We start from the raw sequence: 16,699 nt of genomic DNA, 5'->3' as shown, positions 1-16,699 counted from the left end.
GCCAGGAAACGGGCCGGAAGACGTTGCCGTCCGTGGTCAAAACCGTTGCCGCTGGTGGTCAGTCCAATTGCCGCTGGTGGTCAGCGGGGATCGCCGCCTATGGTCACTTTAGAACTTCCGCTGACAGGGGCCTCGGATCCGAACGTATCGCGGTATTGGACCCGGAAAGGCGATATCCGTACGTCGGTTATTTCGCTGGTGTGGACACCTACGAGATACTTCTGGACCTCGGCCTTGGGCCCGATGCCGATGAACACATCTCCTCCGGGCGCCGTGGACTCGGCAGTGAACCGGAGCCTGCCGACGTCGAACGGGACATCGGTGACGTTGATCTGCGCCGGGGGAGAGATGAGGGCGTAGGACGTGGTGGAGAAACTGCGCGTTGGTGCGGTGAGATATCCGTCCCCGCCCTGGTGGTTCAGGACCGCGGCAGACGCCGTGCCTCCGATGATCCCTCCCACGCCGACCAAGGCCAGGAGGATCCCCAGCACCAACGCGACGATGGCGCCCGCTTTTGATCCGTTCCGGGTTGCCGGGCCAGGTGTGTGACCTTCATGCATTGGAACATTGGTCATATCATCACGGGCCTCTCGTTAATGGCCAGTGTTTCAGAACAATGGACCGTGACCATGGGGAGGAGGCCGCCGCCAGGTCCGTGAACCGACGCGGTGGCCTGTTGATTCCCAGCGTCGGGTCCCTGGGGCGAAGGGGTTGGCGTGGAGTGGGCGGTCCGAGAGCGAATTCGTTGGCTACCAGGTCACTGGTCCCTGGCTAGTCCACTGATAACCGAGGCAGCTGGCGTTAGACCCAAACGTTGTGTTCCGTTCCTCCATCGCTCCACGTGTTGCCCGGGCCTTGGAATCCTGGACCGTCCCCGGGTCCGGCCAGTGTTTTTCAGGAACGTTTCTGGCATGTGGAAGCCGCGAGAAGCCGAACCAGCCGCGTTACTGTTGGAGTGCGGCGCTGATGACCGCCTTGAAACGAGATGGGTGCCAGGACATGGCGGGAACATCGGCGGCGACGCGTCCGCAGGAATATCTCTACCTTGGGCTCTACGCGTTCGCTCTTTTGGGACTCGAGCTGGTCCTTGCAGCCATTGAACCGGCGCTTGGCCTACTCTCAGGTAGCCTCCGTGCCTCGGTTGTCCACTGGGTGCTTTCTGCTGTGATCTGGCTCGGTGGTGCGACCGGCTTGGTGGCATGGGCTCGTCATCGAACCGGGTTCAAGCTCCGTGGTGAAGCCGGGACACGGATCGGAGTTCTGCGATGGCTGGTGGTTGCCGGGCTTGTTGTTCTCACGGTGGCTGCCCAATGGACTCTTCGGGGCGGCGTTTTTCCTCCGGTCGCGGAGCGCAATGCGTTTTTGGAACTCTTCGGCGATGCAGGGGCCGTAGCCTGGCTCGTGCAGGTTGCCTACTACGTCGCCGAGGCAGTGGTTGTTTCCTTGATCATTGGATTTGGGCAGAGGGCGGGCGAACGGTGCTCCGGCGCGGGACGGGTTCCTTGGGGCGGGATCATGCTCGCGCTTACCTGGGGCCTTGTCCACTTCCTCACCCAGGATTTTGCCACGGGGATCTACGGCATCGCACTCTCTTTGATCATGGGGACCGTCCATGTCCTGACTGGAAAGAACCTCTTCACCACGTACCCCATCGTGCTCGTTATGTTCATCCTCTGAATAGGACAAGGCGTTGCGTTGCATCAAGGCCCGTCTTCTCGCGATAACCATGGGCATCTTCGGCTTCCTGGAATAGTCGCCACGCAACGCGCGGCTTCTCAGAGGTAGCTTGTGGCTGTGCTCGCAACATGGATCAGAGCAATCAGGGGCGCCGGAATACGTGTGGATTATTTTTGAAGGTAGAGGCCCACAGATGTGAAGTAGACGGAGGGGCAGCACCGCCATCATCACCAGAAGCATCGGGGTGATCGGCATCGCGAAGTGCAACCTCCAACAGCACCAGGTATCCGACCAGTCACCCCAGGACCGCCGTGGTGAAGGCCTTCTTGGTGCCACCGGGTGGTCCGACGGGTGTCGACCCCCCCCGGGTATGAGCAGGGCAACCATCAGTGACCGGCATAGGGTTCCGGCCACTACGATGAACGCAAGCGTGGAATGACTCGCCTGCAGGAGGGATAAAACAGGCGGGAGAAGTATCCAGGCGACGTTCGGGGTCATCGGCAGCAAAAAGGCGATGGGCACTGTAGGGAAAAGCCGAACCTGTACTTCGTCGTGCAACGTTTCCCCGGGCTTCGGTCCGGGCGGCTGCGCATGCTCCGTGTATGCCGCCGTGCCAAAGGCGCGGCCGGTCTCCAATGGCCGCTGAACGAAAGTGAATCGTGTTTCGGTGCGGACTTGCGCAGCCATCCCACGGTGCCGCTGGCCCTGGCCTCGGCACACGGCCCGGCGGCCGTTGGACGGATCGGGCCAAGGGAGCCAAGAGGTTGTAGGATTGTCTGCATCAAGACGAGTTATCGCAAGTGAGGAACGCCAACATGGCCGCATCGAGCCTTGAACCGCTGAAGCAGGAATCCACGCCGGCGATCATCGCGCGCAAGATCCGCTCGGCGATCGGAAACGGTGAATTCTCACCCGGTGCCCAACTGGGCGAGGCAGACCTTGCCCGGCGGCTGGGGGTCAGCCGAGGCCCGTTGCGTGAGGCCATGCAGCGCCTGACCCAGGAGGGATTGCTGGTGAGCATCCGCAACCGCGGATTGTTCGTCGCGCAGTTCACCCATGCCGACATCAATGACATCTACTTGACGCGCACCGCGGTCGAGCGCGGCGCCGCGCTGAAGATCATCGAGGTCGATCACACCAACCGCCATGCCGGCGAGGAGCTGATGGGGATCGTTGCGCAGATGGCCGCGCTTGGCGCCAATCCCTCGGCCGTGAGCCAGATCGACATCTCCTTCCACGAGGCGCTGGTCCGGCTGGCCGGGAGCCCGCGGCTGAGCCGGGTCCACGACACGTTGGTGACCGAGACGCGCATGTGCCTTTCCGCACTTGAACAATTGGATTTCCCCATCGCGGACCGGGTCGCCGAACACCGGCGCATCGCCCAAGCCATCCTTGAGGCGGACGTACCCGAACTGCACTCCGCGCTTGCGGACCACATGGACAGCGCCATCGCGCAGCTCCTGGATCCGCTCTCGGCGACGCCCTACCGGGACCACGAAGCTTCCTGACCCACGGGATCGATGCAAGACCCGGCGCCAACCTGCTGGGACCACGCTTGAGCGGTTCCGGCAGGTTAGCCGGTTATCGAAAGTCAGGTGCGATCCTCCCTGGAAACGATGCCGTCCTCTGGCTCGCCCACCACCGGGTTGGCCGGGGGCCAGGCGGGGTCCCGGTCTGCCCATTCGGAGTTGCGCGGAACGATGCTCATCGACCCGGTCATGGTTTCCTCGTCCGGGGTGGTGAAGCCGAATCGAGGGGTGGACGGGCGCCGCGGTTCCACCATCGGTGGCGGGACCCTCGCCAGCCCCGGACCCCCGGGAACGGTTCGCGCACCGGGATTGCCCAACAAGGTGACCGATTCGGCATTGGCAGTGCTGGCGGGCACCAGCCCGCGCGGGAAGGAGGTGAAGCACTCCACTCCGGTGTCCGTGACCCGGATGGACTCGGAGACCTCATAGCCATATCCCTCCATCCACATGCCGCACATCAGGTGGAAGGTCATGTTCTCCTGCAGGATGGTCTGGTCCTCGCTGCGCAGCGAGATCGTGCGCTCGCCCCAGTCCGGCGGGTAGCCCACGCCGATCGAGTAGCCGATCCGCGAGGCCTTCTCGTAGCCGTATTCAAACAAAGTCCTGTTGAAGACCTGGGATAGTTCCCGCACGGGGGTGCCCGGGGCCACGGTCTCCAGGACAGCGGCCAGCGCGTGGTCGGTCGCCTGTGCCAGGTGGGCCAGTTGCGGTGTGGGCGTGCCCGCCATGAAGGTGCGCGCCATCGGTACGTGGTAGCGGCGGTAGGCGCCGGCCAGTTCCACGATCATTGCCTGATCAGGCTCCAGCTTCTCGTCGTTCCACGTCAGGTGCGGGGTGTCGGCGGATTCTCCGGTGGGCAGCATCGGGACGATCGCCGGGTAGTCGCCGCCGGTTTCCTCGGTGCCCAGGATCTGGGCCTGGCTGATGGCAGCGGCGACGTCGCACTGCCGGGCGCCGACCTCGATGGCGTCCCGGGCCGCGTGCATCGCCAGGTTGGTGAACACCGCTGCCTGTCGCATCAACTGGATCTCCGCCGGGGACTTGATGGCACGCACCCAGTTCACCAGCTGGAAGCAGTCCACCAAGGTCCACTCGGGCAGGGCGTTGACCAGGGAGCGGTAGCCCTTGGGGGTGAAGAAGTGAGCGTCCATTTCCAGGCCCACGCAGCCCTTGGTGGCGGGTGCGATCAGGTAGCGGGCGCGCAGCGCGTAAGCGACCCAGTCGAAGGGGTGCAGGTGCGGGCGATGCACATAGCGTTCGGGGTAGCCCACGATGTTATCGGGTTCCAGCCAAGTGGTGCGGAAGGCGCCATTGGCGTCCATTTCCCGGGCGAAGAGGATCATGTCCCCTTCCATCGGGACGAAGACCAGTTGCGGGGTGTAGAAGGACCACGCGTTGTAGCCCGTCAGGTAGTAGATGTTTCCCGGATCGGTGACCAGCAGTGCGCTGAGGCCCTGCTCGGCCATGCGTACCCGTGCCGCGGCCAAACGCGCGGCGTACTCCTCGGTGGTGAAGAGCATTGGCGCGACGCCCACATGTTCCATTCAGACTCCTCAAACGTTGTTGGTAGATTGTTGACAACTCTAGTTTGTGGTCTGGCTCACTGGCAAGGGGCCGGAGATCAGCGGCGTGGTTCCGAGAAGGGCCTGGGCCGCGAATCCTCCCTTGGAAGGCAAAACGAAGACCTCCGGAGCGTCGCGGTTGTCCTTCGAGACACCACGACACCCGGAGGCCTTCGTGTACTTCTGCAACCACGCACGTTCTCGCCGATGCCCGCGGTTGATGGAACTAGTGGGTACCGATGGTTCCCTCGTCGTTGCCGAGCACCGCATGAAGGAAGTCCTTGGTGCGCTGGTGCTTCGGGTCGCTGAACATGACCGATGGGGGAGCCTCCTCGACGATGGAACCACCGTCGAACATCAACACGCGGTTCGAGACATCCCGGGCGAACTGCATCTCGTGCGTGACGATCAGCATCGTGATGTCGGTGGTCTCGGCGATATTGCGCAAGATGGCCAACACCTCCCCGACGATCTCGGGGTCAAGGGCACTGGTCACCTCGTCCAGCAGCAGGATCTCCGGGTCCAGCGCCAGCGATCTGGCGATTGCCACGCGCTGCTGCTGCCCGCCGGAAAGCGAGGTGGGGTGCTGGTTTGCCTTGTCGGCCAGGCCGACCTTTTCCAGCAGCTCCATGGCCTTGGCCGTGGCCTCGGCCTTGGACTGGCCCAGCACGTGCACCGGGGCCTCGATGATGTTTTCCAGCACCGACATGTTCGGGAAGAGGTTGAACTGCTGGAAGACCATGCCGATCCGCTGGCGGATGCGCTTCTGGTCCTTCTTGGAGCGCGCGACGCGCTTGCCGCCGCGCTCCTCGTGGGTCAGCGGCTCGCCATCGACGAAGATGTAGCCGCCGGTGGCCTCCTCCAGCGTCATGACCAGACGCAGGATGGTGGTCTTGCCAGAGCCCGAGGGCCCGATCAAGGTCACGCGGTCGCCCTTGGCGACGGAGAAGTTCAGGTTGTGCAGCACCACGTTGTCGCCATAGGACTTCTCGACATCGCGGAACTCGATCACCGGTGCGCTCCTGGTGGTGCTGGGAGCCGTCGTGCTGGTTTGGGTATCAGGTGTTGAAGGCAAGGCGCTTTTCCAATCTGCCAATCAGGAGTGAGGTCGGGTAGCTGGCCAACAGGAAGATGATTCCTATCAAGGTCAGCGGCTCGACGTAGCGGTAGGTGTTCCCGCCGAAGATCAGTCCGGCGTTCACCAGTTCGACAACGCCGATGACCAGAAGGAACGGGGTGTCCTTGAACATGGAGACCGCGTAGTTGCCCAGCGCCGGAACGGTGGCGCGCACCGCCTGCGGGATGATGACGGCCATCCAAGTGCGGCCCGTTGACATCGACAGTGCGGTGGTGGCCTCCCACTGGCCCTTGGGCACCGAGTCGATTCCGGCGCGGTAGACCTCGGACATGTAGGTGGAGTAGTGGATGCCGAAGATGATGACACCGATCGTCACCCCGTCCAGCGAGAGGAACGCGTAGTAGGCAAACAACAGCTGGACCACGATGGGGGTCATCCGAATGAAGTTGGCGATCCACTTCACGGCGACGGATATCGGCTTCGGTGCCATGCGGATGGTCATCGCAATGGCCAAACCGAGGATGGCGGCAATGACGGTGCTCAGGACGGTGACCACCAGGGTGATCTTGAAGAACGCGGTGAGCAGCTCTGGCAGGACCTCCCAGGTGCTGTCCCAGGACCAATCGATGGCGGTGTGGATGGAAATCATCGTCTTTCTCCTGCCAGTGCGCCGGTTCCGGGCGTCGGGCTCAGTACCTTGGTGAGCTTGATGCCCTGGCCGAGCTTGCGCTTAGCTCCGCGTTCAAGGCGGTCCATCAGGAAGGTCAGGACCAAGGCGAGCACGAAGTAGCTCAACAGTCCGACCAAGCCGTAGGCGAAGACGGTGTCCGTGACGCGCTTGAGCTGGTCAAGGTGGTAGGTGAGGTCGGCGATCGTGATGAAGGAGACGATGGCCGTTCCCTTCATCAGGTGGATGAGCAGGTTGGACAGCGACGGGATCATCAGGGCCCATGCCTGCGGGAAGATCACGCGGTACATCCGCTTCACCGGGCCCAGGGACAGTGCGGTGGTTGCTTCCCATTGGCCGGCGGGAACCGCATTGATGGAACCGCGAACCACTTCGGCCCCGTAAGCGCCATAGTTCAGGCCAAGGCCGATGATGCCGACCAACACAGGGGACAGGTTAACGCCAAGCAGCGGAAGTACGTAGAACAGGAAGAACAGCTGGACCACGAGCGAGGTGCCGCGGAAGAATTCAATGATGATTCGAGCGGGGATGCGGGCTGCCTTGGAGGGGTGCGCGGCCGCGAGGCCCAACACCACGGCGATGGCGAATGCCGCCAAGGCGCCGAGGACGGTGAGCTCAAGGGTTATCAAGACCCCGTCCAGCAGCCGCGGCATGGCCTCACCTAGCGCCGCAAATTTTTCGTCCACAGGTGCTGGACTCCTTTGTATCGTCGGTGTCGACGGCCGGGACCGCGGGAACCCGCATAAGCCGTGAGCTCAATGCGATGTTCCCGCGTGGGGCGCCGGCCGGGGTGTTGCTGCCGGCGCCCCGCCCGTCCGGGCGAGATCACTGAGGCCGATTAGCCCTTGCAGAGTTCCTCGGTGGTCAGGTCCTTCGGGGGAAGGTTCTCGGCGGTGAAGCCGTATTCTCCGACGACGTCCAGGTAGGATTCCTCGGACTCGGTGATCTTCGCCAGGCCCTCGTTGTAGGCATCGCGCAGTTCGTCATCGCCCTGGGCGAAGACGGTGGCGCCGGCGCCGATCTGCGGCTTTCCGTCGATGTCCTGAACGAACGCGTCGGTGACCTCGATGTTGGCATCCTTGTTCTGCTCCGCCATGAAGTTCAGTGAGATCGCTGTCATGGCGAATGCGTCGGCTCGGCCGTTGTCCACGGTGTCCATGCCGGTCTGTGCATCCGGAACGGACTGCACCTTCAGTCCCAGCGACTTGGCGTAGCCGGCCTCGATGCCACCGGCCAGGACGGCTAGCTTGATCTTTTCCCCGTCGTCGATCTTCTTCTTCACGGAGTCCAGGTCGCTCAGGGACTTGGGGTTGCCCTTCTGGGTCATCAACGCGGTGGTGTACATGATCTCCGGGTTGGCAAAGTCGGCGTTGGCGCAGCGATCCGGGAGGATCGACATGCCGGCACTGACTGCATCGGCGCGGCCGGCGGTCAGCCCGGGGATCAGGCCGTTCCAGTCGACCAGCACCGTTTTGACTTCCTTGATGCCCATGTCGCCGAAGATCTTTTCTGCCAGCGCGATGGTGGCGCCGGTGGCCTTGCCGCCTTCCTCGTAGGAGTACGGGGCTTCGCCGGCGATCGAGACGGTGATGGAGCCCTTGTCCTTCAGCGCCTGGAGCTTCCCGTCGCCTGCGGGTGCGGCGGAGCCTCCCTCTTGCTCAGTGGTTGTCGATCCGCTGCAGCCACTGAGTGCGAGTGCCAGTGATGCAAGGACTGCGCCTGTGGCCAACAGGGGCTTCTTCGGGAAGCTGAGCTTCATGGTGAACCTCTTTCGAAGGTGCGATGGCCAAGTCTGCCCAGTACGTACGCCGCCTCCCTCCCGGGGGTGCGGAAACCGTGATGAGGCAGACCCGACCCGTTTGTGAGTGGGGTGTTGATCCGTATGGTCCTGATCACGCTAGTCACAAAAAGCCCAATTGACAATCCGACCTTCAGGACGTTGGATTGTTGACTAAGTGGGAAAACTCTTGGGTCATCCGCTCGAACCACGCGAGATGACACGGAAAATGCAGCCACCGCCACCGTGGCGTTATACCGATTTGCCAGCGCCCCCGGGCTAAGTCACGATTAAGTTACGATTGGGGCCGCGGGCAGGGCAAAAGGGGGCTTGGGAGCCGATATCGCAGCACCGAAACACGACGAACGGAGTACCCATGATCACCGGTCAGCAGCCTTGGGCGACAGGCATGGCTCGGGTGCAACGCTCCTCGACGATCGACCTGATTACGCACCAGCTGCGAAACGCCATTTATGAGGGCCTGCTCATGCCCGGGGCCCCCATCCAGGAGTCGGAGGCCGCCAAGCAACTCGGTGTGAGCCGCGGTTCACTGCGTGAATCCACCCAGCGGCTCGTCCAAGACGGCCTGCTGATTGCCATCCCCGGCCAGGGCCTGAGCGTTGCCGACATCCGCCCGGGTGACCTAGAGGAGCTGTACGCGACGCGACTAATGGTGGAGGGCACCGCCATACGGGTCATCGCCGGACTCCCCGGGGCCGCTGAACGCTCGCAACGGATGGAAGCGGCAACAGCCGCACTCACCCGGCTCGAAAAGCTCTCCACCGGCCCCGAAGCCCTTGAATCCCCCCGCTCCATCGGCGACGCCGACCTGGCCTTTCACTCCGAGACGGTCCGTGCCGCCGGCAACCTGCACCTGACCAAGTACATGGCCACGCTGGTCATGGAGACGCGCCTGGCCAGCCTTGGCAAACCCGGCGGCTACGTCATTCGCACCGACGTCCACCTCTCGCATCGCGAACGCCTGGAACTCGTGCTCGCGGGCGACGGAAACGGCGCCGTCGACCTGCTTGAACGCCACTTCAGTGACACCGTCGACCGGCTGACCGGAGTCCTGGGCAAGCCGGTCGCAACGGCCAGGGTCCCGCTGGACGAGGCAGGAGCGGAACTGGGACCCATCGGGAGCTGAACCCGGTCCTGGAGCCGAGCCAACGCAAGAAATCCGCTTCGCGTTCACGGCATAGCGCAGCTGGTCCCCTGGAGCACTGTTAGGAAGACCACTGCGACCATCGGTGCCCAAACCGTCACCGACGCAAAGCGCACGGCAAATTCCCGATACTCTAGAAATCATGAGTGCACCACTGAAAATCGCCGTCCTGGGCGCATCGGGACGAATGGGAGCCGAGGCCGTCAAGGCCATCGAGACGGCTACGGACATGGAACTTGTTGCAGCACTGGGCCGCGGTGACTCCCTGGATACGCTTCTGGAGGTCGGCGCCACCCACGTGGTTGACCTGTCCGTGCCATCGAGCACCGAGACCAACGTCCGGTTTGCCGTGGAACACCGGATGCACGCCGTCATCGGCACCACCGGGTGGGACGAGGCCAAGCGCGAATCGCTGGCCACGCTGCTTGCAAAGAACCCCGGCACCGGCGTGCTCATAGCCCCGAACTTCGCCCTGGGTTCGGTGCTGGCCTCGGCGTTCGCCGCCACCGCGGCACGCTACTTCGAATCGGTGGAAATCATCGAGCTCCACCACCCCAACAAGGTCGACGCACCATCGGGCACCGCGGTACGCACCGCGGAGCTCATTGCCGCTGAACGTGCCAGCGCCGGAATGGATCCAAGCCCGGATGCCACCGAAACCCAGATTGAGGGCGCCCGCGGCGCCGTTATCGACGGGATCCACGTTCACTCCGTGCGCCTGCGCGGCCTGGTGGCCCACCAGGAGGTCCTGCTCGGGGGCACCGGCGAGCAGCTCACGCTGCGCCACGACTCCTACGACCGTGCATCCTTCATGCCCGGGGTGCTTCTGGGACTGCGCACCGTTGCCTCGCGCCCGGGTCTGACCTACGGCCTAGACGGCTACCTCGAGTTGGGACGCTAGAAAAGCATGAAAACCAAGATCTGGGTCGGCGCCATCCTGCTGCTCTTCGTGTTCTACCTGGTTGCGGCATTCGGCTCCGCGGCGCGCTTCATCACCGCCGAGGAACCGATCGCCAAGGTCATCGGTGTAGCCGCCCTGGTGATCCCGTTGATTGGCGCGTGGATCCTCATCCGCGAGGTGCTCTTCGGCTCACGCACCCAAAAAATGGCATCCATCCTGGAATCCGAGGGCCTGCTGCCCGAGGATAACCTGCCACGCACTCCGTCGGGGCGCATCATCAAGGCCTCCGCGGACGAGGACTTCGTGCAATACAAGGAAGAGGTCGAGGCCAACGAAGCCTCCTGGAAGTCCTGGCACCGCCTCGCGCTGGCCTACGACGCGGCAGGGGACCGACGACGTGCCCGCGAATCGATGCGCACGGCCATCGGACTCTACCAGCAGGGTCTCAAATAGGGCTTCAAACCCTTCTGCCAGCCGATTGCCGTCGCGGCGAATCGTCCGCCGGGTCTAGAGATCCGCAAAGGCCGCTGCCGGCAGGTCCTTCTCCCCGTCAGTGATGGCATCCACGATTCGCTGGGCGACCGCCTCAACACCATGCGCGGTCCCCAACGGCGGGGCCTGTCCGGCAACCGGGCGGGTGTGCAGGCCGGTGTCGGTGTGTGGAGGGCGCACATCAAGGACGCGGACCTTGTGCCTGCGCAATTCAGCACCCATGGCGGTGCTGAATCCGCTCAAGGCAGCCTTGGCCGCCGAGTAGACGGCCATGTTCTTCATGGGTGTCTCGGCGACGACGGCGCTGAGGTGCACCACCACCGAGCCGGCATTGAGCTGCGGCAAGATCTCGCGCAACAACCGCACCGGGGCAACGAAATCCAGCAACAGCACCTCGTCAAAGGTGTCATCGTCCAACTCGCCCAGGGGGCCGAAGGCCACGACTCCGGCGGCATAGAGGACTCCGTCCACCCCGGTATCGCTCTGTGCGGCGGAAGCGATGGCTGCCGGACCCGAGGGGACGCTGAGATCCGCTGCAATGGTGGCGACAACGGCTTCACCGAGCTCCCGTGCCAAGGCCGCCAGCTTGTCCGGGTTCCGCCCCGAGAGGGTGAGGCGGGCACCTTCCCGGGCCAGAAGGCGGGATATGGCCGTGCCAAGCCCTCCGGTCGCGCCGACAACGATCCAGTGGCCACCCTTTAGCTCAGTCATGGCCGAAGCGTACCAATCGGGCATACATCACCACAATGGCAAGGTCGAGGCCCCGAGGCATCGGTTGAATTCCGTCACCGGCGAATGATCCGCACCGATGGGTCCGGTCCTATGCATACACTGGTCGGATGAGACGAATCCTGCATCTGGCCGAACTCTGGGATTGGGAAGCCGCCCAAGTCGGAGGCCTGTACCGGTGTTCCACGCGCGGTGCGACACTCGCCGAGGTCGGCTTCATCCACTGCTCCGAGCCGGAGCAGCTGGGAAGGGTTGCCTCCGTGGTCTATGCCGACTATCCCGGTCAGCTGGTGGTCCTGGAGCTTGATGAAGCCGCGATTGCCGATGCCGGGGCCCAGATCCGTTGGGAGAACGGGGGCGACGGGGAGGAATTCCCGCACCTCTACGGCGAACTGAAGATCGGTTGGGTCCGGGCGATCCACCCGGCAACCATGGACGGAACGCAGCTGGTCTCCCCGGGACTCTTCCCTGAAACCGGGAAGCGCGCATGACCCAGGTTCCGGAATCACCGCGGTGTCGATGGGTGAGGGCCAGAAGCACCTCCGCGACCTGGATACTGATGGCATCAGCCCTTGGAACCACGTTGTTGTTGCCTGACTGGAGCGGGAACGGTTCCTTGGAGGTGTAGCGCCTTGGCACCCGGTCACCTTGGCGCCGGGCCCAGAAGTGTTCAACGGCACCGAACCCCTGGCTGCTAGCTTGGCCAGATGGCACACACCACGGAGATCGAGTCGTTCTACCTGGACGACCAGAAGGCCGGCGCCTTGGTACGCCGGTTATCCTCCAATCCCATCCAAACAACCTTGGCCTTCAAGATCGTGGACGGCCCGGTGATCCACCTGTTCCAGCTGACCCGGTTTCCAACCTACGTGCAGCAGTGGAGCGAATATCAGGTACGTCGACCACCTTGAAGGCACCGACATACAGGTGCGGGCGGATGCAGAACCGTTGCTGCGTGATCCGCCAGGCCAGCCGATCCCGAGCTACGCCGCCCACGTGGTGCCGAAGGAATTCCTGGCAACGGATGAACCCCGCCGGGGGTTTACCCAGTTAAGCGAGGGCGCTGCGTTGCACATAGTTCCCGCTGCCTTCGTGCGGCAGGGGACCGAGGCAGTTCAGAATTCGTGGGGATAGGGCGAAGCCGTGAAAGTGGTCCTGGAAGTCGATGGCCGGGCCGGGAACACATTCTGGTGAGTGGAGATGTTGGTGATGAAGTCCGATTGGCAAGGGGCGACGTCCAATTCAACCAACCACATCGATTCGGCGCTGGTGGATTTGGATGCTGGCGTGCAAGCACGCCTCGGATCCGCCCTGGCCTAGTTCCCCAAGAACCCAGGCAGCTGAGCCACTCCCGGTCCCGCGGCCCAGCGGACCACTCCACCGGACCCGATCCGGTGGGATGCCGGCTCTGGACTCCTTTGGCTTGCCGCCGTTGAAGAAGGGGGGTCCGGTCGACTCACGCGTCGGCAAGCTCCTGGTACGTTGACCAGAACTCGGCGAGGGGACGTGGTTGGCCCAAGAGAAGCCCTTCCAAATACAAGAGGTGGGTACGCCAGCCGGGCTAGTAGTTCGCCGCCTCGCCACCGAGCCCGTCATGCATCAGCAGCAACCCGGTTCATCGCCATCCCCGGTGAGCTCGATCCGCACCTGCGAGAGCGGTTCGTCCAGGAACATGCACGTCGTGCCCAGCAGTTTTTCCGGTTCGCATTCCAAGATCCGGCTCACGCAGGAATACTCATCCGCGTGCTCGATGGTTGCGCAATTGCCGGCGACGAACGATCCCGACGTGAGGATTCCCATCCAGTGGGGCAGTGCGCTTGGGTTGGTGAGGCCCCACCAGAGCCGGTCCGGGGGTACTGGCATGGACCAGCCTATGGATACGCTGTCAGCCGCTGTCTGGATGGAACGGCTGATCAGGGGCGTGACCGCAGGCTAGCGCACTTCACGGCGATTTGGGGCCGGCCCCGCGATCCGGGCAGGCCTATTGGGTGTCATGCCGGTGCCGGGGGAGGCCGGCTCGATAACGCCCTGCACGGTGGCGAAACGTTTGGCCGGAGGACCACCGTTGCGCCAAGGGCGCAGTTTCCCGGACACCTCGGCCACGAATCATTTCGTCCCGGGACGGAGCTCGATGTTTGGATGGGTTGCACGTACCGTGGAGGGCACATCTCCGGCTCTCCGGTTCATCGTCGGGGGGAGCCTGGTCCCGATCAACGCTGAAGGTGCAGTCATGAAGATTCTGAACGTCGCGCTCACGGTTCACGATCTCGCTGGGGCCGTGAGGTTCTACCGCGACGTCTTGGGAATGCCTGTCGATCAGGACACGGATCATGCAGTGGTTTCCGCCGGCTCGAGCCGATTGTCGTTGACCCAAGGAGACGCGTTTAACGGCGTGCACCATCTGGCCTTTGGAATCCTGCCCTCGGAGTTCGAGAGGGCGCACGCCTGGCTCGGTGCGCGGGTCCCTCTGCTTGCGAAAAACGGCCAGGAGACCTTTGCCGGCTCAGGCGGGTGGGACTCACGATCTGTATATTTTTTGGGACCGGAAGACATCATTTTGGAGTTCATCGCCCGCGATGCAGACGCCAATCTCGAAACCGGCGACCAGGAAAACCCGCTCATCCTCTCGATCAGCGAAATCGGAATCGCCGTTGCCGACGTGCCCTCAGCGGCTGAGCGGCTATCGACCGAACTGGGACTACCGCAGTTCTTCGACCACGACGAAACCTTCGCTCCGGTGGGAAACCATGATGGCCTGCTGATCCTGGTCCGGCCCGATCGTCTCTGGTTCCCCACCGACTCGCTGCGCGCCGCCAGTGGCCGACTGGCTGTCGGCATCGAGTCGGCAATCGAGAACACACAGTTGGACCTAACCCCGGCAATATCCATCACCACGGTCCAGGGCACACACTAAAGCGAAACCTGCACCCCCCACCGTGGACTCCAAGGCATCCCACGAATCAGGAACATGGTTGCTGGCCGGAGCCTGGTTCAGTACTTCGCGGTTGCAAAAGCTAGACAAAGACCGCCAGCAACATCGTCAGCAGCAGGCCGATCACTGAAATCAGGGTTTCCATCACCGACCAGGTCTTGATCGTCTCCCAGATGGTCATCCCGAAGTACTCCTTGACCAGCCAGAACCCCGCATCGTTCACGTGGGAGAAGAACAACGAACCGGCCCCGACGGACAGGACCACCAAGGCCAGTTGGGCTGGCGGCAAGCCGGCGGCCAGCGGGGCGACGATGCCCGCGGCCGTGACCGTGGCAACGGTCGCCGAACCGGTCGACACGCGGATCAGCACCGCAACGATCCAACCCAGCACCAACGCGGAAAGGCTCAACGCCACGGCGACCTTCCTGATCGCCAGGCCGGTGCCCCCATCGACGAGGACCTGCTTGAATCCGCCGCCGGCACCCACGATGAGCATGACACCCACGATGGGAAGCAGGCTTTCGCCGATCTTCTTGCCCAGGGCCTTGGCACTGAAGCCAACGGCCGTACCGAAGGTGACCATGGCCAGCAACACCGCGATCAACAGGGCCACCACCGGGTCTCCGATGATGTTCAGCACCTTGTACAGGGAGCTGTCCTGATCGAGCCACAAGTCCGCCGCCGCCTTGAGCAGCATCAGCACCACCGGGGAGAGCACCGTGAACAGTGTCCACCCGAACGAGGGCACGCGTTTTGCCTCCGGGTCCTTGGCGCCGGCGGGATGCCCGGATCCAGAGGTGGCGCCGGTATGGTGCTTGCCCGCCGTGGTGGTGGTTCCTCCCGTGGATCGTTGTTCATCCGAGGCGGTGCCGGCGGCGGCGGCGCCCACGAAGGAGAGCCCCGCACCGGCGGGACCGATCGGTACCCAGCGGGCCGCAAGGTGGCTGAAAAGCGGACCGGCGATCGCCACCGTCGGGACGGCAATCAACAAGCCAAGTGCCAAGGTGATGCCGATGTCCGCATGCAGGATCCCGACAGCCGCCACCGGGCCGGGGTGCGGGGGGATGAAGCCGTGCAGGACGGACAGGCCAGCCAACGCCGGGATGGCCAGCAACATGGCCGGACCCTTGGACCGGTGGACGGCAAGCATGATGACCGGCACCAGGAGGACCAACCCGACCTCGAAGAACATCGGGATCCCGATGATTCCGGCGATCAACGCCATCTTCCACGGAAGGGAGGCCTTGCTGCCATGCAGCAAGGTGTCAACGATCTTGTCGGCGCCGCCGGAGTCGCCGAGCAGCTTGCCCAGCATTGCCCCCAACGCGATCAGCACCCCGACGTACCCCAGGACGCCGCCGACCCCGGTCTCGTAGGACTTGGTGACGGTATCCAGCGGGATGCCGGAAAAGATCCCGACCAGCAATGCGGCGATGGTCAAGGCCAGGAAAGCGTGCATCTTGGCCCAGATGATCAAGACGACCACCAGCGCGATGCCCAGGGCAGCGACGATGATCACCAAGGTGTCGTGTGAGTCCCACGGTTCGTTCATTTTGTCTGTGGTCGTATCGGCGAGGATGCCAACGGCCATGCTCAAGGTATACATGGTTCTTCCGTTCAGGTACGGGTATCCAGTCCCAGTTCATCGATGATGGCTTGGGTGATTTGTTCCGGCGAGGGACCGATGTCGATCTCCATCGAAGGTTCGTCCCGCGCGGGTTCCTCGAGGTCGGCAAATTGGCTATCCAACAGGCTTGTGGGCATGAAATGCCCGTGCCGGGCCGCCATGCGCTCCCCGATCAGCTTCCTGGACCCCGCAAGGTAGACGAAAAGAACTCCCGCACCCCGGCGATCGAGCACATCGCGATAGGAGCGCTTCAACGCCGAACACGTGATGATGCCGTTCTTCCCGGCGTCGGTTTCCTTTTCGATCCAATCGGCGACTTTTTCCAGCCATGGCCAACGGTCCTCGTCGGTCAGCGGGTGCCCGGCATGCATCTTGTCCACGTTTGATTGCGGGTGAAGCTCGTCGCCCTCTTCGTAGTCCCAGCCCAGGTGCTTTGCCAGCAATTTGGCAACAGTGGTCTTGCCGCTGCTTGAGACCCCCATGAGAACCAATACCCGTGGATCGTCTGCAGCTGCCGCGCCCGTGTCGCCCATATGCCCATG

Annotated in this window: 18 protein-coding genes; 8 read left to right on the top strand and 10 right to left on the bottom strand. The window is 63.4% G+C overall.

Features of this window, described 5'->3' with window-relative positions; genetic code table 11:
* Positions 1-80: 80 nt before the first annotated feature.
* The gene (locus ABEA12_RS17300) at positions 81-575 is read right to left on the bottom strand and encodes a hypothetical protein (protein ID WP_210101361.1); all 495 of its coding nucleotides are present in this window, start codon (positions 573-575) and stop codon (positions 81-83) included.
* A gap of 391 nt (positions 576-966) precedes the next feature.
* On the opposite strand from ABEA12_RS17300, the gene ABEA12_RS17295 reads away from it, so the two are divergent.
* Together ABEA12_RS17295 and ABEA12_RS17290 are read left to right on the top strand one after the other, a co-directional pair.
* The gene (locus tag ABEA12_RS17295; protein ID WP_210101360.1) at positions 967-1,677 is read left to right on the top strand and encodes a hypothetical protein; all 711 of its coding nucleotides are present in this window, start codon (positions 967-969) and stop codon (positions 1,675-1,677) included.
* An 815-nt stretch (positions 1,678-2,492) separates the two neighbouring features.
* Positions 2,493-3,185 (top strand): GntR family transcriptional regulator, encoded by a 693-nt coding sequence (locus tag ABEA12_RS17290; protein ID WP_210101359.1) that lies wholly within the window; start codon positions 2,493-2,495, stop codon positions 3,183-3,185.
* Between the two features lie 83 nt (positions 3,186-3,268).
* On the opposite strand, the gene ABEA12_RS17285 is transcribed toward ABEA12_RS17290, so the two are convergent.
* The 5 genes from ABEA12_RS17285 to ehuB all read right to left on the bottom strand — a co-directional run bounded on the left by ABEA12_RS17285 (position 3,269) and on the right by ehuB (position 8,293).
* Positions 3,269-4,750, bottom strand: coding sequence for a M24 family metallopeptidase (locus ABEA12_RS17285; protein ID WP_210101358.1), 1,482 nt, complete (start codon positions 4,748-4,750; stop codon positions 3,269-3,271).
* A 244-nt stretch (positions 4,751-4,994) separates the two neighbouring features.
* Positions 4,995-5,843, bottom strand: coding sequence for an ectoine/hydroxyectoine ABC transporter ATP-binding protein EhuA (gene ehuA, locus ABEA12_RS17280; RefSeq protein ID WP_425571800.1), 849 nt, complete (start codon positions 5,841-5,843; stop codon positions 4,995-4,997).
* Positions 5,827-6,495: an ectoine/hydroxyectoine ABC transporter permease subunit EhuD gene (gene ehuD, locus ABEA12_RS17275; protein WP_210101357.1), complete on the bottom strand. Its 669-nt coding sequence runs from the start codon at positions 6,493-6,495 to the stop codon at positions 5,827-5,829. The genes ehuA and ehuD overlap by 17 nt, the downstream gene beginning before the upstream one ends.
* Complete coding sequence (gene ehuC, locus ABEA12_RS17270; RefSeq protein WP_345469076.1) at positions 6,492-7,220, bottom strand: ectoine/hydroxyectoine ABC transporter permease subunit EhuC; 729 nt, start codon at positions 7,218-7,220, stop codon at positions 6,492-6,494. Before ehuC ends, ehuD begins: the two co-directional genes overlap by 4 nt.
* A gap of 152 nt (positions 7,221-7,372) precedes the next feature.
* Positions 7,373-8,293, bottom strand: coding sequence for an ectoine/hydroxyectoine ABC transporter substrate-binding protein EhuB (ehuB, locus tag ABEA12_RS17265; protein ID WP_210101356.1), 921 nt, complete (start codon positions 8,291-8,293; stop codon positions 7,373-7,375).
* Positions 8,294-8,687: 394 nt separating this feature from the next.
* On the opposite strand from ehuB, the gene ABEA12_RS17260 reads away from it, so the two are divergent.
* The 3 genes from ABEA12_RS17260 to ABEA12_RS17250 all read left to right on the top strand — a co-directional run bounded on the left by ABEA12_RS17260 (position 8,688) and on the right by ABEA12_RS17250 (position 10,830).
* Complete coding sequence (locus ABEA12_RS17260) at positions 8,688-9,458, top strand: GntR family transcriptional regulator (protein WP_210101355.1); 771 nt, start codon at positions 8,688-8,690, stop codon at positions 9,456-9,458.
* A gap of 160 nt (positions 9,459-9,618) precedes the next feature.
* Positions 9,619-10,377 (top strand): 4-hydroxy-tetrahydrodipicolinate reductase, encoded by a 759-nt coding sequence (gene dapB, locus ABEA12_RS17255; protein WP_210101354.1) that lies wholly within the window; start codon positions 9,619-9,621, stop codon positions 10,375-10,377.
* Positions 10,378-10,383: 6 nt separating this feature from the next.
* Positions 10,384-10,830 (top strand): hypothetical protein, encoded by a 447-nt coding sequence (locus tag ABEA12_RS17250; RefSeq protein WP_210101353.1) that lies wholly within the window; start codon positions 10,384-10,386, stop codon positions 10,828-10,830.
* Between the two features lie 54 nt (positions 10,831-10,884).
* Here ABEA12_RS17250 and ABEA12_RS17245 read toward each other — a convergent pair whose 3' ends face one another.
* The gene (locus ABEA12_RS17245) at positions 10,885-11,580 is read right to left on the bottom strand and encodes an SDR family NAD(P)-dependent oxidoreductase (protein WP_210101352.1); all 696 of its coding nucleotides are present in this window, start codon (positions 11,578-11,580) and stop codon (positions 10,885-10,887) included.
* 128 nt (positions 11,581-11,708) lie between these two features.
* On the opposite strand from ABEA12_RS17245, the gene ABEA12_RS17240 reads away from it, so the two are divergent.
* Positions 11,709-12,089 carry a DUF952 domain-containing protein gene (locus ABEA12_RS17240; RefSeq protein WP_210101351.1) on the top strand — a complete coding sequence of 127 codons (381 nt, stop codon included), beginning with the start codon at positions 11,709-11,711 and terminating at the stop codon, positions 12,087-12,089.
* A 216-nt stretch (positions 12,090-12,305) separates the two neighbouring features.
* Positions 12,306-12,509 (top strand): hypothetical protein, encoded by a 204-nt coding sequence (locus tag ABEA12_RS17235; RefSeq protein ID WP_210101350.1) that lies wholly within the window; start codon positions 12,306-12,308, stop codon positions 12,507-12,509.
* A 688-nt stretch (positions 12,510-13,197) separates the two neighbouring features.
* Here the strand turns inward: ABEA12_RS17235 and ABEA12_RS17230 are convergent.
* Complete coding sequence (locus ABEA12_RS17230; RefSeq protein ID WP_210101349.1) at positions 13,198-13,461, bottom strand: SRPBCC family protein; 264 nt, start codon at positions 13,459-13,461, stop codon at positions 13,198-13,200.
* A 367-nt stretch (positions 13,462-13,828) separates the two neighbouring features.
* Here ABEA12_RS17230 and ABEA12_RS17225 point away from each other — a divergent pair, with 367 nt between their 5' ends.
* Positions 13,829-14,512 carry a VOC family protein gene (locus ABEA12_RS17225; RefSeq protein ID WP_210101348.1) on the top strand — a complete coding sequence of 228 codons (684 nt, stop codon included), beginning with the start codon at positions 13,829-13,831 and terminating at the stop codon, positions 14,510-14,512.
* 100 nt (positions 14,513-14,612) lie between these two features.
* On the opposite strand, the gene ABEA12_RS17220 is transcribed toward ABEA12_RS17225, so the two are convergent.
* Together ABEA12_RS17220 and ABEA12_RS17215 are read right to left on the bottom strand one after the other, a co-directional pair.
* Positions 14,613-16,136 carry a GntT/GntP/DsdX family permease gene (locus tag ABEA12_RS17220; protein WP_210101347.1) on the bottom strand — a complete coding sequence of 508 codons (1,524 nt, stop codon included), beginning with the start codon at positions 16,134-16,136 and terminating at the stop codon, positions 14,613-14,615.
* An 11-nt stretch (positions 16,137-16,147) separates the two neighbouring features.
* Positions 16,148-16,690: a gluconokinase gene (locus ABEA12_RS17215; RefSeq protein WP_210101346.1), complete on the bottom strand. Its 543-nt coding sequence runs from the start codon at positions 16,688-16,690 to the stop codon at positions 16,148-16,150.
* Between the last annotated feature and the right edge of the window lie 9 nt (positions 16,691-16,699).

It is taken from the genome of Paeniglutamicibacter antarcticus (assembly GCF_039544305.1).
Taxonomy (GTDB): Bacteria; Actinomycetota; Actinomycetes; order Actinomycetales; family Micrococcaceae; genus Paeniglutamicibacter; species Paeniglutamicibacter antarcticus_C.
The sequence above is the reverse complement of the archived record's forward strand: the minus strand, read 5'-3'. Positions and strand labels throughout refer to the sequence as shown.

Coding starts and splice junctions, on each gene's coding strand:
- ABEA12_RS17250 (WP_210101353.1), top strand. CDS start 10,384: ATGAAAACCAAGATCTGGGTCGGCGCCATCCTGCTGCTCTTCGTGTTC.
- ehuD (WP_210101357.1), bottom strand. CDS start 6,495: ATGATTTCCATCCACACCGCCATCGATTGGTCCTGGGACAGCACCTGG.
- ABEA12_RS17225 (WP_210101348.1), top strand. CDS start 13,829: ATGAAGATTCTGAACGTCGCGCTCACGGTTCACGATCTCGCTGGGGCC.
- ABEA12_RS17260 (WP_210101355.1), top strand. CDS start 8,688: ATGATCACCGGTCAGCAGCCTTGGGCGACAGGCATGGCTCGGGTGCAA.
- ABEA12_RS17300 (WP_210101361.1), bottom strand. CDS start 575: ATGACCAATGTTCCAATGCATGAAGGTCACACACCTGGCCCGGCAACC.
- ABEA12_RS17290 (WP_210101359.1), top strand. CDS start 2,493: ATGGCCGCATCGAGCCTTGAACCGCTGAAGCAGGAATCCACGCCGGCG.
- ehuB (WP_210101356.1), bottom strand. CDS start 8,293: ATGAAGCTCAGCTTCCCGAAGAAGCCCCTGTTGGCCACAGGCGCAGTC.
- ABEA12_RS17230 (WP_210101349.1), bottom strand. CDS start 13,461: ATGCCAGTACCCCCGGACCGGCTCTGGTGGGGCCTCACCAACCCAAGC.
- dapB (WP_210101354.1), top strand. CDS start 9,619: ATGAGTGCACCACTGAAAATCGCCGTCCTGGGCGCATCGGGACGAATG.
- ABEA12_RS17245 (WP_210101352.1), bottom strand. CDS start 11,580: ATGACTGAGCTAAAGGGTGGCCACTGGATCGTTGTCGGCGCGACCGGA.
- ABEA12_RS17220 (WP_210101347.1), bottom strand. CDS start 16,136: ATGTATACCTTGAGCATGGCCGTTGGCATCCTCGCCGATACGACCACA.
- ABEA12_RS17285 (WP_210101358.1), bottom strand. CDS start 4,750: ATGGAACATGTGGGCGTCGCGCCAATGCTCTTCACCACCGAGGAGTAC.
- ABEA12_RS17215 (WP_210101346.1), bottom strand. CDS start 16,690: ATGGGCGACACGGGCGCGGCAGCTGCAGACGATCCACGGGTATTGGTT.
- ABEA12_RS17295 (WP_210101360.1), top strand. CDS start 967: ATGACCGCCTTGAAACGAGATGGGTGCCAGGACATGGCGGGAACATCG.
- ABEA12_RS17235 (WP_210101350.1), top strand. CDS start 12,306: ATGGCACACACCACGGAGATCGAGTCGTTCTACCTGGACGACCAGAAG.
- ABEA12_RS17240 (WP_210101351.1), top strand. CDS start 11,709: ATGAGACGAATCCTGCATCTGGCCGAACTCTGGGATTGGGAAGCCGCC.